This window comes from Alteromonas sp. ABD4_190 (assembly GCF_056160105.1).
The window spans coordinates 34980-50456 of the sequence record NZ_JBSWWN010000002.1; the positions used below are offsets into that span (position 1 = coordinate 34980).

The 15477-nt window shown below is 43.7% G+C and carries 10 protein-coding genes; 2 read left to right on the forward strand and 8 right to left on the reverse strand.

The window, feature by feature from the left end:
• Nucleotides 1–2: 2 nt before the first annotated feature.
• Complete coding sequence (locus ACXAFM_RS17780) at nt 3–1667, forward strand: cryptochrome/deoxyribodipyrimidine photo-lyase family protein (RefSeq protein ID WP_474835615.1); 1665 nt, start codon at nt 3–5, stop codon at nt 1665–1667.
• Here ACXAFM_RS17780 and ACXAFM_RS17785 read toward each other — a convergent pair.
• Nucleotides 1664–1951, reverse strand: coding sequence for a hypothetical protein (locus tag ACXAFM_RS17785; protein WP_474825679.1), 288 nt, complete (start codon nt 1949–1951; stop codon nt 1664–1666). The two genes, ACXAFM_RS17780 and ACXAFM_RS17785, sit on opposite strands and share 4 nt — an antisense overlap.
• 207 nt (nt 1952–2158) lie before the next feature.
• On the opposite strand from ACXAFM_RS17785, the gene fabA reads away from it, so the two are divergent.
• Complete coding sequence (gene fabA, locus ACXAFM_RS17790; protein WP_474825677.1) at nt 2159–2677, forward strand: bifunctional 3-hydroxydecanoyl-ACP dehydratase/trans-2-decenoyl-ACP isomerase; 519 nt, start codon at nt 2159–2161, stop codon at nt 2675–2677.
• A gap of 99 nt (nt 2678–2776) precedes the next feature.
• Here fabA and rmf read toward each other — a convergent pair whose 3' ends face one another.
• From rmf to ACXAFM_RS17825, 7 genes are all read right to left on the reverse strand, one after another.
• A complete protein-coding gene (gene rmf, locus ACXAFM_RS17795; RefSeq protein ID WP_039220169.1) occupies nt 2777–2953 on the reverse strand; it encodes a ribosome modulation factor in 177 nt (58 codons plus the stop codon).
• Nucleotides 2954–3252: 299 nt separating this feature from the next.
• Nucleotides 3253–5013, reverse strand: coding sequence for a DUF3466 family protein (locus ACXAFM_RS17800; protein ID WP_474835617.1), 1761 nt, complete (start codon nt 5011–5013; stop codon nt 3253–3255).
• A gap of 12 nt (nt 5014–5025) precedes the next feature.
• Entirely contained in the window at nt 5026–6966 is a 1941-nt protein-coding gene (gene uup, locus ACXAFM_RS17805; protein ID WP_474825672.1) for an ATP-binding cassette ATPase Uup, read from the reverse strand.
• The gene (locus ACXAFM_RS17810) at nt 6963–7196 is read right to left on the reverse strand and encodes a glutaredoxin family protein (protein WP_474825670.1); all 234 of its coding nucleotides are present in this window, start codon (nt 7194–7196) and stop codon (nt 6963–6965) included. Before ACXAFM_RS17810 ends, uup begins: the two co-directional genes overlap by 4 nt.
• A complete protein-coding gene (gene rlmKL / locus ACXAFM_RS17815) occupies nt 7193–9289 on the reverse strand; it encodes a bifunctional 23S rRNA (guanine(2069)-N(7))-methyltransferase RlmK/23S rRNA (guanine(2445)-N(2))-methyltransferase RlmL (RefSeq protein WP_474835619.1) in 2097 nt (698 codons plus the stop codon). The genes ACXAFM_RS17810 and rlmKL overlap by 4 nt, the downstream gene beginning before the upstream one ends.
• Nucleotides 9290–9373: 84 nt before the next feature.
• Complete coding sequence (pyrD, locus tag ACXAFM_RS17820; RefSeq protein ID WP_474835851.1) at nt 9374–10381, reverse strand: quinone-dependent dihydroorotate dehydrogenase; 1008 nt, start codon at nt 10379–10381, stop codon at nt 9374–9376.
• A 164-nt stretch (nt 10382–10545) separates the two neighbouring features.
• Complete coding sequence (locus ACXAFM_RS17825; RefSeq protein WP_474835620.1) at nt 10546–15384, reverse strand: NAD-glutamate dehydrogenase; 4839 nt, start codon at nt 15382–15384, stop codon at nt 10546–10548.
• Nucleotides 15385–15477 lie beyond the last annotated feature (93 nt).

Consider the following 15477-nt stretch of genomic DNA (forward strand, 5'->3'; position numbering starts at 1 on the left):
GTATGGTGCCAGATAAATTAAAAAAGGCTAACTCAAAAGAAAAAGTCACGGTTATTTGGTTAAAGCGCGATCTTCGCTTACGTGATCACGAACCTTTTTATCGCGCTGTAGAAAAGGGTGAAAAGTTACTCCCACTATTTTGTTGGGAACCTTCGGTTATTGCCGACCCGCATATGGACATTCGTCATTGGCGATTTATGCAGCAGAGTATAGATGACATTAACAGCCAATTACCCGCTCATGCACGTGTTTTGACCTTGCACTGTGAAGTAATAGATGCACTTGAACTCATTGCTCAAAATTACAACATTGGTGCGGTTAGGAGTTACCAAGAAATCGGCCTTTCGGTTACGCATAACCGTGACTTGGCGGTCGCTAGGCATCTGAAAAATAAAACCATTTCATTTTCTGAATCTCAGTATGGTGCAGTAATACGTGGGTTGCCACATCGAACACAATGGCAGCAAAACTGGGAGCATCATTTCGCAACTGCCACCTATGATTTTGATATAGAAGCAGCAAAATGGGTTAATTGGCGCGAGCATTCTAGTCTTAAAAAAGCGTCTAAATCTATTGAGGAAATAGCTGAATTAAAATCCTTTCCATCCGACCGTCCTAAAGACTATTCTGACGGAGTTGAATGTAACGTATACAAGTCTGAGTACACCAAAAATGAAGTGGCATCCGATATAGCTAGAATGCAGCCTGGCGGTGAAAAACGTGCTTGGCAGGTGTTAAAAGACTTCTTCAGCCATCGTGGGCAGTACTATCACCAGCATATCTCAAAGCCTGAATATGCACGTCGAGCATGTTCGCGATTGAGCCCTTATCTCGCATGGGGCAATATCTCAATAAAGCAGGTTTATCAAAGCGTTCAGCTAGAAAAGCAAGCTAAGAAAGCTTTATCAACACCACAGCGCAAACAGTGGAGTCGCGCCCTATCTGCCTTAACATCGAGGCTGCACTGGCACTGTCACTTTATTCAAAAATTTGAAAGCGAAGCTAGTATCGAGTGGCGACCTATGAATAGCGCATACGAAAAATTTCCTTTCATAGATGGACCTGAATCTGAACGACGCTTTTATCGCTGGTCGACTGGCCGCACTGGATACCCGTTGGTAGACGCATGCATGCGAGCACTAAAACATACTGGTTATATTAATTTTCGGATGCGAGCAATGGTAACCAGTTTTTTGTGCCACCACTTAAATGTGCATTGGTTAAAAGCGGCTCACTATCTAGCCTCTCAATTTTTAGATTTTGAGCCCGGTATCCATTATCCACAAATACAAATGCAGGCAAGCGTGACTGGTATTCACACTGTGCGCCTTTATAACCCTGCTACACAGTCACAAAAGCTAGACCCCGAGGGTGTCTTTATAAAGAAGTGGGTACCTGAGTTGGCGAGTCTACCTAATGAAGCGGTTCATGCTCCCTATTTGTTACCGCCATTAGAAGCGCAGATGTTAGGCTTTAATATTGACCGTGATTATATCGCACCAATTATAGATATCGCTCAAAATAACCGTATGACTGCGAAAAGGTTGTGGGACTTTCGTGAGCGCGATGATGTCATTGAAGAAGCGCAGCGTATTGTTAGGCGTCATACCATGCAAAATAGTCCAAGCCGCGCGTGGTTAAACAACAAAGTTAATAAAAAAACTTAACGGTTATTTTTTCTAAGCCATTCATTTAGAAGCTTAATTTGGCCACATTTGTAGGCAGCATACATAAGTCGCATAGCATTAGACATAGCTTCGCTGTCGGTCCAGCCTGTTTTATCTCGGATTTCGTCATAGCATACTTTTGCTTCTGGGCTAACATAACCTCTCACTAACTTTTTTCCTGCGTCTTTTTGTCTCTCTCTAAAGCGTTTTTGTTTATCAGCGTTTGCTTTTGCTCTATCTACAGGGCTTTTTTTACTGGTTCTTTTTGTTGTTTGTTCTGTCATAGTTTTCACACATAGATACGATATTGTGAAGCGTAGTTTAATCGCTGTTTATAAATTGAACTTGTAGGGCGATATCCGTACGGGTTAAATTAACGTTAAGTATCTTAGCACGCGTTTTTCTTCAGAAAAATGACTGTTCAGAGTTGTTTGGCGTACAAGTGTTCGCTAAATTAACACCGTCACTTTAATAACAACAATGAGTTGGGAATGTCAGAGAAGAAAAGTAGTTTTAACAAAGAAGATTTATTGGCGTGTAGCCGCGGTGAAATGTTTGGTCCGGGCAACAGTCAACTACCAGCCCCTAATATGCTGATGATGGACCGCGTAGTTTCAATTACTGACGATGGCGGCGAACATGGGAAAGGCGAAATTGTTGCTGAATTAGATATTACGCCAGATTTATGGTTTTTTGACTGCCACTTTCCAGGTGACCCTGTTATGCCGGGCTGTCTCGGCCTAGATGCAATGTGGCAGCTTGTGGGCTTTTTCCTTGGTTGGAGTGGCGGCCCTGGAAAAGGTCGTGCGCTTGGTGTTGGTGAAGTTAAGTTTACCGGCCAAATACTCCCTACAGCCAAAAAGGTCACTTACAAGATTACGATGAAGCGTGTGATTAAGCGTAAACTTTTTATGGGTATGGCTGATGGCTCCGTTGAAGTCGACGGTCGCGAAATCTATGTCGCGAAAGATTTGAAAGTAGGCTTGTTCCAAGATACATCGAATTTTTAATCGCTGTTTAATCGACATTGAATAACAAGCGATAGAATAAAAAAAAGCCCCTTTTCAGGGGCTTTCCTTTTTGCATAATCAGTTCATAAAAGAGAAGTGTTATTTAACACTTAAACCTAAGTGTCTATCTTCTACTGCCTCACGCCATCCACCTAACCACTGTGAACGTGCATCGTTTTGCTGAAATGGACAATTTTCCTTTGAACGACCGCTGATACCAGCTTGATAGCCTTTAGAATGGGCGCGAGTCATTTTATCTCTTTTTTGTCTTTTCATTGATTAGCCTCTTTTGTTTGTTGAATGTACAACAAATCATTTTCACGAGCGCTCTACATCATATCGGTTGATAGTGCCGGAAAATTAATTGCGTACACTACTTTGATAGTGCAATTAATAAAATGGTTCAAGAAAAATATAAAATTAAAACGCTTGACAAACTTTAAACAAATGAAGTTTCGATGAAATTTATGTTACATTTTTTATGCATAAATATGTCTGTTTTTTCATTTTTTTGGCATAAAAAAAGCCACACGAATGTGGCTTTCCAAGGCGGCCTAAAAACCGACTATAGCGTTCTATTGTTTCCTAAAACGTCTACGTACAAAGGCGGCAGCAAATAAACCGAAAAATGCGAGCCAACCCGTCGATGCACCGCTGCGCTCAAACGGTTGTTCATCTTCAGGCACTTCACAATCATCGACAGAGCCATTAGCCAAAGGCGTAAGCTTAACCGCTACAATAGAGTCAACTAATTGTGATTCTCCGTTTGAGTTAATAATGTCAACGCCAGTTACGTATTTACTGTTTGTTTTAATACGCGCATTGGCGATAATTTCGTTATCATCATTGATATCAACGGCTTCAATCAATTCATAAGTATTGTCACAAGACACTAGATCATTGAGGTCTAAGAACTCTTCTGTATCGATGTTGTACATAAACGCTGCAGTTTCGCGTAGGGTGTCGCTTGTTGCATCAACATCCGCCTTGCCCACCACAATATTGTTATTGTTGATAGCGTTTGCAGTCACACCTGCACTGACGAAGAACCCATCGGGATATTTCTGTTCTTGGGTATCTAGGTTGTAAACAAAGAGGCGTGAACGCGCAATATCGCTTTGCGAACGAAGCACTGCACCTGTTACCCAGTTTTCATCATTAATAGCAATGGCTTGGCTGATAATATTTTCCTCTCGAGGGAGGAGTTCAATAGTTTCGCCGTCTCTAAATACTGTGGCAACACGCTCGCTTTCTGTTAATCCAGACTGGTTAGGGCGAGTAATCGTAATACGATCACCTGTTAGACCCTCTCCAACGGCAATACCCTGACTATTGATGTCATATGCGTAGGTGAAATAGTGTGCTGAGTCATCTTCATCTGGCTCAAATAACAGCGGATACGTATCTGTACTAATCACATCACCATTGACGTCAATTTGCCAAATCGTGGCATTAACCTCAGACAATAAAACGAAGCCGGGCAAATAGTTTGTGGATGTATTCAAGTAGTAGCTAGAGATGCGCGGTACCGAAAAGTCACCATTATAAACGGTAAAAAGACAACGTCCTTCAGATTGGTCTCCACGAAGCTCTGCGTCGGCACAGGTTTCAATTGCCTCATCGACATCATCTTGGAAACTTACTGTACTGAAGCCCGCAACTTGCAGGTTCGAGTTGATTGCCCGGGCTGACGAGAAACCGCCCGCTGTCGTGTCTACTGCTGGCAGCGCTTTAGTCGCACCGGAGGTCTGAACAAAGCCCTGCTGCGCTGATTCAGGGTAGGTATAATTGATGGTATCACCATCTTCATTCTCATAAGGGTCTAACACCACCAACCCAGATGAATCACCTACTATGAAGTTGCCATTCAGACTATCTCTGCCTATCGCTTCTACAGAACGCGTATAATCATCGAACTTTTCAGTAACTTCGTCTAAGCCCGGAACCAAAGAAATATCTTGGGTGTCGGTGATATAAGTTCTAAACGGTGCAAGCTTTTGACCAGTGACTGCATTGGTGCTAGAAAGCAGATAGTTAACAATTGTTGAGTAATCTGCATCAGTGAATACACCTTGACGTGCATCATCTTCGTTTTCTAAATCTTCACCGTTAACATCGAAGAAAGTGGTATCTTCTTCTAACTGCTCCACATCTATAGGTGGGTTATATTCAAGTTGCACTACAGACAACATTTTGCCTGAATTATCAATTGAACGAGCAAAATTGTTTCTAGCGGTATCCTGCAAAGGAAGAGGTGTCACTGAATAGGTCGCGGCAAATGCCGAAACACTTCCTGTTGCCAACAGAACGGCGGCGGCAAGCTGAGTTCGTTTCATTTAAAATCCTATTTACTGCTGATTATCTTCCAGCATACTTTCTAGTTCATCCCAGCGCGCATATTTCTGGGAAAGTAATTCTTCTTTATCTGCCAATTCGGCTAATGCCTTGGCAGTAGTGTCACTGTCTTGTTTGAAAAAGTCTGGATCGTTAACTTTCTCTTGCATAGCCTCAAGTTCTTCCTCAAGTGTTTCTAGCTCTTTCGGTAAGGACTCAAGTTCACGCTGGTCTTTGTATGATAACTTTTTCGTCTTACGGGGAGAAGACTTAGCACTAGGACTGTCTGAAGCTGAATTAGTTTCATTCTTTACCTTGGCTTTCTCTTCCTTTTCGATTTGCTGACGTTTTTCCTGTTGCTCTTTATACCAGTTTTCTACGTCAGTGAAACCCCCAATAAATTCGCGAAGCAGGCCATTACCTTCAAAAACTACGCTGCTGTTGGCAACGTTATCAACGAATTCCCTGTCGTGGCTCACTAAAAGCACGGTGCCAGTATACTCGTTGAGTAAGGTCTCAAGCATTTCTAATGTTTCAACGTCTAAGTCATTGGTTGGCTCATCGAGAACCAAAACGTTGCTTGGTTTTAGCATGAGCTTGGCAAGCATTAAGCGGTTTTTTTCACCACCTGATAGTGACTTCACAGGCGCATTAACGCGTTCAGGCGTAAATAGATAGTCTTGCAGGTAACTGATAACGTGGCGCGGGTGGCCGTTCACCATAAGGTCGCGTTTACCATCGCCAACCGCATCAATAACGGTCTTTTCTAAATCTAATCCGTGTCGATGTTGATCGAAATAAGCGACTTCTAAATTAGTGCCTTGTTTGCAATTCCCGCTGTCCGGCTGCAGCTCTCCTAAAAGAAGCTTGATAAGCGTACTTTTACCACTACCGTTAGGGCCAATAAGTGCAAGCTTGTCGCCTCGCAATACATTTAGGTTCAAGCCTTTAACGATTGGCTTACCTTCAATGCTATAGCTTAAATCTTTTACCTCAAACACCATTTTGCCAGAGCGCGCGCCTTGGTGTTGGTTAACCACAGCATTGCCCTGCACTGCGCGACGTGCTTTGCGCTCTTCCCGTAGTTTTTTCAGCGCTCTTACTCGTCCCTCGTTACGGGTGCGACGAGCTTTGATACCTTGTCGAATCCATACCTCTTCTTGTGCTAGCTTTTTATCGAATTCAGCATTTTGCGACGCTTCAACTTCTAAATCGTGCTGCTTTTTCTCAAGATAGGTTTCGTAATTACCTGGATAGCTGGTAACAGAACCGCGGTCTAGATCAATGATACGTGTTGCCATGGCGCGAATGAAAGCACGGTCGTGGCTTACAAATACAATTGCTCCTTGATAGTTGCTTAAGCTTGACTCAAGCCAGCGGATCATCTCAATATCGAGGTGGTTAGTAGGTTCATCTAACAACAATAAATCTGGTTGACGTACTAACGCACGCGCAAGAGCGGCTTTTCTTCGCCAGCCCCCTGATAATGTTGATAACGATATCTCAGGGTCAAGCTTAAGCATGGTAAGCGTTTGCTCAATCTGCTGTTCGAACTGCCACGCGTCTCTGGCCTCTAACTGTTCTTGTAACCGTTGAAGCTTATTTAAGTTAGCTTCACTAGGGTCTTCACCCACAATGCGCGTTTGATGGAAATAGGCTTTTAGCGTTTCACCTACATCAGATAAGCCTTCTGCAACGTAATCAAACAGTGTTACATCTGTGGTTTGCGGTGGGTCCTGCTCTAAACGCGCGATTACAGTATTGTTCTCAATGATACGCTGGCCATCGTCGGCAATAATATCGCCTGCGATAACTTTCATAAGGGTGGATTTACCGCTTCCGTTGCGACCAACCAAGCATACGCGCTCTTTAGGCTGAACGACCAGCTCAACGCCGTCTAAAAGCGGCGGATTTCCATAAATAACAGTGATGTTTTTTAACTGCAAAATGCTCACTGAAGAAACTCCTCTAAATCGGCGGCACTAAAGGGCCATCCAATTTCTTTTTCATTATCGGCTCGCTTCAAAACTGGAATACGAGCGCCATACAAGTGATAAAGCTCGGTACTTGTACGAATGTTAACTTTTTCAATAATAAGCGATGAAAACATAGACGTTTGCTGCAGTTCAACATCGGCTAAATCACAGAGGCTGCATTGCGGGCCCGTGTAGAAGATTATTTTCATGAACGTAGAATCCAGCACTGGTGTATTTTACCCTTACGGGCAAAATCTTCGGGTATGGTTTCGTGGGTGATATTTTCAATGTTCAAGCCAAGGTCATTGATGGCTGACTCGTCTAACTTAAAACCACGTTTATTGTTAGAGAAGATTATAGTCCCCTGCTCTTTTAAGCAGGCTTTTGCGTCGGTAAGCATTTTTACATGGTCGCGCTGTACGTCCCACGTATTCTGCATACGTTTCGAATTTGAAAACGACGGTGGGTCGATGAAAATTAGGTCATATTTACCTTTGTGCGTCCCTAACCATGTGGTGCAGTCGGCTTGAATAAAGGCGTGAGGGCCTGTTAGTTTATTCAGTGCTACGTTTTTCTTTGCCCATTCTAAATAGGTGTTAGACATATCCACGGTGGTAACAGATTTCGCACCGCCCATAGCAGCGAAGACAGACACACTTCCTGTATATGAAAACAAATTCAACACGTCTTTGTCTTTTGACAAGGTTTTTACTTTTTGACGGGTATTACGGTGGTCTAAGAAAAGACCCGTGTCCAAGTAATCAGTCAGGTTTACCAAAAAGCGAGCGTCGTTTTCGAACACTTCCATCATTTCGCCAGACTGGTTAATTTTTTCGTATTGCTTAGTCCCTTTTTGCTGGCTACGCACTTTAAGCGCAATGTGCTTAGGTGAGACTCCAGTAACTGCTGGTAAGTGTAGTAACACCTCTTGCAGGCGTTTACGGGCTTTATCTTCTGACACGGTTTTTGGTGGCGCGTACTCTTGAACGACCAGCCAATCGCCATACCTATCTACCGCTACGTTGTAATCGGGTAAATCAGCGTCGTAAATACGGTAGCAGTTCGTGTTTGCACTTTTGATCCAGCCTTTCATACGCTTGAGGTTTTTTTTCAAACGATTAGCAAACTCATGATTGCCGGCGTCTTCACTAAATTGAACCGTGTTTTGTTCATCAAGCACATAGTTAGCTAAACGGCACTCTAATTTACCATTGTTCATGGCGTAGTCTTTGGTAGCGCGAAGCTTTAGTACACGTAGTAAATCGCGGTTACTGCTTAGTAGCGACACGTGCCAGCCTTTCCATGCTTCTTTGAAGCGCTTACCCCAATCACTAAATAGTGGGATTAACGAAGTCAGTTCACCTAAACGCTCTCCGTATGGCGGGTTAGACACAACATAGCCTGGCGTGCCGACTGGCGGCGATGACTTGGTAGCATCTTGCTGAGAAAACGAAATATCGTTAAATACACCAGCAAAATCAGCGTTGGCTTTGGCAATGGCTACCATTTTACGACTGAAGTCACCTGCGTAAATACCGCCGCAACTTGGCTTTTGAACGGAAATGGCATGCTCTACCAAATCATCCCAAACCTTAGCTTCATGGCCAAGCCATTTAGTAAAGCCCCAGTATGAACGCTTTATACCAGGCGCAATATTTCGAGCAATATAGGCAGCTTCAATTGCAATAGTGCCTGAACCACACATTAAATCTACCAATGGCGCTTCGGTATTCTCTGCCCAACCACTGCGCATAAGCATTGCGCTGGCGATATGCTCTTTTAGGGGGGCGTCACCGGTTTCTTGTCGATACGCACGCTGGTGTAAACTTGCTCCAGCTAGGTCTATACCCAAAATTACATTGTCGCGGTGCAGTCTGGCATACACAGAGATATCAGGGCTTTTGCGCTCGACTGACGGGCGAGGTAAACCTTGCTCTACGAATGAATCTACGATGGCGTCCTTAACACGAACTGCGCCAAACTGGGTGTTCTTGATAGCAAAGTTAGTTCCGATAAACTGTACAGATAATGTATGACGTGAATCCATCTGCATTTGCCAGTCAATGCCCATCGCCGTGTTGTAAAGCGCATCTGCATCGCCTGCTTTACCGGATGCTAGCACCCAAATTACGCGATTAGCCAAGCGTGACCATAGGCAAAGTTTATAAGCGTCTTCTTTTGACCCTTCAAACTGAATAGTACCAGGCCCCTGTTTAATTTGTGCATCAGGGCAAAGGCTTAGTACTTCTTGTTTCAATAGTTCGTCAAGACCGCGACTGGTCGTAACCAGAATAGTATTCATTCATGTACCTGTTTTTGATGTACGCGCTTAACGTAAAGCGCGTACACGAGAGATTGGTTTCGGGTGTACTTTGTTTCGGCTGTATTATAACGCGTTTACGATGCGTTTAACGAGAGATGGGCCTTGATAAATAAAGGCCGAGTAGACTTGCACTAATGATGCGCCTGCATCTAAGCGCGCTTGCGCCGCTTTAGGAGAGTCGATGCCCCCTACGCCGATAATAGGTATAGCGCGGTCAAGTGCCTTATTTAATTTACGGGTTACTTCCAAACTCATATCGGTCATAACAGAACCGCTTAGCCCACCCATTTCATCAGCGTGCTCTAGTCCAGTAACCGAATCTCGTGAAAGCGTGGTATTGGTAGCAATCACGCCATCCATTTTGCTATTGATTAACGAAGCAGCAATACTTTCGATTTCCACATCACTTAAATCTGGTGCTATCTTAATAAATAGCGGCACGTACTTTCCGTGGGTTTGTGTGAGTGTTTCCTGCGCAGCTTTTAAGCCAACTAACAGTTTATCAAGTGCTTCACCGTACTGAAGGTTTCTAAGTCCTGGGGTGTTAGGCGATGAAATATTGATAGTGACATAGCTGGCGTAAGGGTAAACCTTATTTAAACAAATTAGATAATCGTCGAGTGCATTTGCTTCTTCGGTGTCTTTGTTTTTGCCAATGTTAATACCTATCGGCCCTTTAAACTGGGCTTTTTTTACTTGCTCGACAAGATGATCAACACCTTTGTTATTGAACCCCATGCGATTAATAATGGCGTGCTTTTCAGGGATTCTAAACAAGCGAGGCTTAGGATTTCCCGGCTGCGGACGCGGCGTAACTGTACCAATTTCCACGAAGCCAAAGCCCATGCTTGAAAACGCATCAATACAATCGCCGTTCTTATCGAGACCTGCCGCTAACCCTACCGGGTTATCAAACGTCATGCCGGCAACAGTGACGGGCTTTTTAAGCGTTGGCGTGCTGTACATCCATTTCAGCGGTGTATGTTGTGTCTTGTTTAACCAGTTAATGGTGAAATCGTGACTTTTTTCAGGTTCACACTGAAGTAAGAGTTTTTGCACTAGAGATTGCATGGTTGTATTTAACGCTCGCTTATTAAGGGTCTGTTGGTCGTTACTACGCCTCACGTTTACAGATCATCTGCTAACTAAAAACGCTGTAAAGCTAGTTAATAATAACCAATCGGCCAATAAAAAGCCCTGATAAACAGGGCTTAAATCATTAAGGTGCGTGTATTCTAATGGTTAGACTTCACGCTTAAAAGCATCAATTCGCGTAAAGCGACAGAAAATTTCGCAAATTCGTGCGTTGTGCTGGTCTTAAACTCTGACATCATGTGATACCAACGTTTAAGAAGCGCCTGATTACTTTCAATCCATTCATCTAAAATTTGGTCAGCGTTGCTCACATCTTCGCGAGAGGCTAACAGGTTTGCTGCGATTGAGCGCTGCTGCCAATCAAGTTCCTCACGATATGAAGCGCGAGCCAATGCCTGCCAATGGTTGCTCACTGCTTGATTGTTGATTTGGTCCAAGAACCAGTGAAGCTCTAAGCGATAACCTAATTGATAGTAAAGCTTAGCGACAACATCGGTATCGTGTTTGTCGGCTTCAACGATTTGTGCCAAGTCGAAGCTAGAGAACATGTTTGAGAAACTCGCAACTTGATATGCAATATCTTGAGGTACACCTTTATCGATATACTTCTGCGTTGCCGCTTCTAACTGCGCATATTCACTTTCAACCAAATAATGCTGTAAGTTTTTCGACAGTTTATCGAATGTACCGCGGTAGCTAGCAATGGCTTCTTCAATGGATTGCGCTTTATTGCCGTGGCGAATATACCAACGTGAAGCGCGACGCATAATTCGGCGTGCTTCATCCAACATTTTAAGCTGAAGCTTAGCTGGGATAACGTTGTCTAATTCCTCTATACGCTCCCACAGCGTATCCATGTTGAAGATGCCGTGCACAATCGCGTAGGCGTCAGCAATTTCGCTTACACTTGCACCGGTTTCTTCCTGCATTCTGAACACGAAGTTAAGGCCCATATCATTAACCATATTATTGGTTAATTTAGTGGCGATAATTTCGCTTCTAAGCGGGTGCTGCTGCATGTGTGCTGCAAATTTCTCGCGAAGTACCTTCGGGAACGCTTCAACTAACAGCTTACCATGGTAAGGATTGTCAGTGATTTCTGGAATATTGAGCGCATCTTTAAGCACCATTTTACCGTAGGCAATTAACACGCTAAGTTCAGGGCGAGTTAGTCCTTGGTCGGTTGCTACGCGATCGGAGATCTCATCATCGCTCGGTATGAACTCTAACTCACGATTTAATTGCCCTTCTCGTTCTAGGCCGTGAATAAAGCGAAGCTGCTCTTTAAGCTGTTTCACGCCCGCTAACTCAGTGATAGAGATAGACTGGGTTTGACGGTAACAGTCTTTCAAAACAATTTTGCTAACATCGTCAGTCATATCATAAAGAAGCTTATTGCGCTGCTTGAGCGTTAATTCACCATCATTGACCAAGCTGTTAAGCAAAATTTTAATGTTAACTTCGTTATCTGAGCAATCCACACCGCCTACGTTATCGATAAAGTCGGTGTTAACGCGTCCGCCATTAGAGGCATACTCGATACGGCCTAATTGGGTCAAACCTAGGTTGCCGCCCTCGCCCACAATTTTAGCCTGAACGTCTCGGCCATTAACGCGCAAGTCATCGTTCGCACGATCGCCCACTTCAGAGTGAGACTCTTTTTTACTCTTAATATAGGTACCGATACCGCCGTTCCAAAGTAGATCAACTGGCATTTTAAGAATGTTGTGAATAAGCTCGTTAGGCGTCATTGTTAATTGGCGCGTTCCTAACCACTTTTTCATTTCAGGTGTCAGCTTGATTGACTTAGAGGCACGGCTGAATACACCACCACCTTTAGAAATCAGTTTGCTATCGTAGTCTTCCCAGCTAAGGCTTGGGTTTTCAAATAAACGTTGGCGTTCTTTGTAACTTGCTGCCGCATCTGGACTTGGGTCGAAGAAAATATGTAAATGGTTAAACGCAGCGATTAGTCGCGTATGCTCTGATAACAACATACCGTTACCAAAAACATCACCAGCCATATCGCCAACACCCACAGCGGTGAAGTCAGTGGTCTGGCAGTCAATGCCTATCTCTCTAAAGTGACGCTTAACTGACTCCCAACCGCCGCGCGCAGTAATACCCATTTTCTTGTGGTCATAACCTATGCTGCCACCCGAGGCAAATGCGTCGCCCAACCAGAAGCCAAACTCTTCTGCAATACCGTTGGCAATATCTGAGAAGGTAGCTGTACCTTTATCTGCAGCGACAACCAAATATGGGTCGTCATCATCAAGGCGTACTACATCTTTAGGCGGTACTATTTCGCCGTTTACAATATTATCGGTTATATCCAATAAGCTTGTGATGAAAGTGCGATAACATGCTTGACCTTCAGCCTGTATAGCGGCACGGCCTTCTCCTACTGGCAAGTTTTTACAAACAAAGCCACCTTTCGCACCAACAGGGACAATAACTGTGTTTTTAACCTGCTGTGCTTTAACCAGACCTAAAACTTCGGTTCTGAAATCTTCTTGACGGTCAGACCAGCGAAGGCCACCACGGGCAACTTTACCGCCACGCAGATGCACACCTTCAACGCGAGGGCTGTACACAAAAATTTCAAACTTAGGCAACGGAAGCGGCATTTCTGGAATAAGCTCTGGCATCATCTTAAATGACACGTAAGACTTTTCGTTGCCTGCATCGTCTGGCTGATAGAAGTTGGTTCGTAGCGTTGCCGACATCATATCCAAATAACGGCGGATAATACGGTCGTCATCTAGATTACTTACGTTATCTAGCTGTGCCTTGATGGTCTCTAGTATCGCGTCTTCTTTCTTCTGATTACGCTTTTTCTTGGGGTCAAAACGTTGGTCAAAGAAGTCTACCAATAAACGGGCAATATCTGGGTAGTTAGAAAGGGTATTTGCAATATAGTCACGGCTAAATGAGCTACCAGTTTGGCGCATATATTTAGCGTAGGCACGCAGAACCGTCACCTTTCGACCCGTCATATTGGCACCCAGAATAAGGCGATTAAACGCGTCATCTTCAAGTGTTTTATACCACACCTTCGCGAAGGCTTCTTGGAATAGGGTTTGCGCCGCTTCCATATCGAAATGTTGGCCGCTTTTGTGCAACATGGTGAAGTCCATCACCCAGTTACGCTCACCTTCTGAACAGGTAATTTTATAAGGACTTTCGTCGATTACGCGTAACCCAAAGTTCTCGAGCATAGGTAACACGTCAGACAAATGAATAGGTTCTGCGCGGTGGAAAAGCTTCAGCTTAACAACTTGGCTGTCAGCATCCTCTTCTTGAGGGCGGTAGAACAACATGTCCAACGTATGGTTGTCGTCAAGCATCTCTAGCTTGCCGATATCAACTAGCGCGGCTGATGGAAGGTTATGCTCCATGTAGCTACGAGAAAACGCATTGTTGTACTTACGCTCAAGGGCTTTACCAGATGCTTCACCGTGCGCTGCTGAAATAGCTGACGCGAGTCTGTCATTCCAAGTTTTGGTCAACTCAATAATGTTTTGCTCTATTTCCTTCACATCGAATTCCGCGTTGTTGTCGTTGACTCTTGCAATGTAATGCGTACGGGCATATACAGACTCTGAAAAGAAAGTGGTAAATTCCACTTCTTCAGTTGCACCTAATGACGCTTTAAGCAGCGCTTGTGTTTCTTTGCGCAGTTGAGTGTTGTAGCGCTCTCTCGGTACAAACACCATACAAGAAAAGAAACGACCAAATGTATCTTTGCGAATAAACAAACGTGAAATACCGCGCTCTTGCATTTGAAAAATGCCCATCACAATTTGTGCGAGTTCTTCTGCTGGCGTTTGTAACAATTCGTCGCGTGGATAGGTTTCTATAATATTAGCGAACGCTTTATAGGCGTGTGTGCCAGGCTCAAAACCGGATAACTCACAGATACGCTTAATCTTTTCGCGCAAAATCGGCAGTTGAGTAACGCTATTGTTATAAAACGATGCTGAATACAAACCTAAGAAGCGATGCTCGCCAACAACTTGGCCGTCTTTATTGAAGACTTTTACACCGACATAATCCATATATGCTGGGCGATGCACGCGGGCACGAGAATTTGTTTTGGTCAGTATCAACGGGTTTTTGCTTAACGCTTCAGCTCTTGCAGATGCAGGCAATCTTGATAACAGACGTTCGCGGTCATTTATTGAATTTTTAAGAAGGCCTAAGCTGGTGTCGTTTTTCGGTATCCATCTATGGTCGCCTTCAATTGCTTTAACCTCATAATAGCGATATCCCATCATGGTAAAGTTATGGTCACCTAACCACTCAAGGTATGCCTTAGTCTGTTTTTTTGCATCTGCGGAGACAGGCCAATTGTATTTCGCGTTATTTTTAATAACGTCTTGTAAAGTGCTGGTCATGCCCTGCCAGTCTTCAACAGCTAAAGAGACTTCATCAACCACTGAATAAAGTTCTTTAGTTAATGCATCGATATCTTTTTTTGAAGTTTGTCTATCGATTTCGATGAAAATGACAGTCTCTTTTTTAGCGCCATCTAGGGTTTTTCCTGGCTCTGCAAAGGTTTCGACTTTGTTCGATTTGTCGCGTTTAACGCCGATAGGGCTATGAAGAAATAAATGTGCAGTAATGTTCAATCGGTTCAGTAGCATACGTACAGAGTCAACCAAGAACGGCATGTCCGACACTATTATTTCCACAATAGTGTGGCTTGAATGCCAGCCGTGTTTAGCTATTTCAGGGTTGAATACACGAATGAAAGGTGAAGAATATTCAAACTTTGCCAAACCATTCCATAAACTAAGTGTTGCACCATAAAGGTCGCTGTCGTTGCGATCTTCTAAATCATCGCTTGATATGTTTTTATACAACAGACGTCCGAATTGCTGCACAAGAGACTTCTGCTTTGTATCTACTTTCTTATCAATGAGTGCAAATACGTTGTCTAGCAGTACTGAGTGTCGCTGTGAGGTGACTGTCATTTGTTAACCTTTTTTGAATGTCGTAATACCAATTCAACTTGGTATAAGTGCCGAGTACCAAACTATTTTCTCTAATAAATGACGCTAATGAAA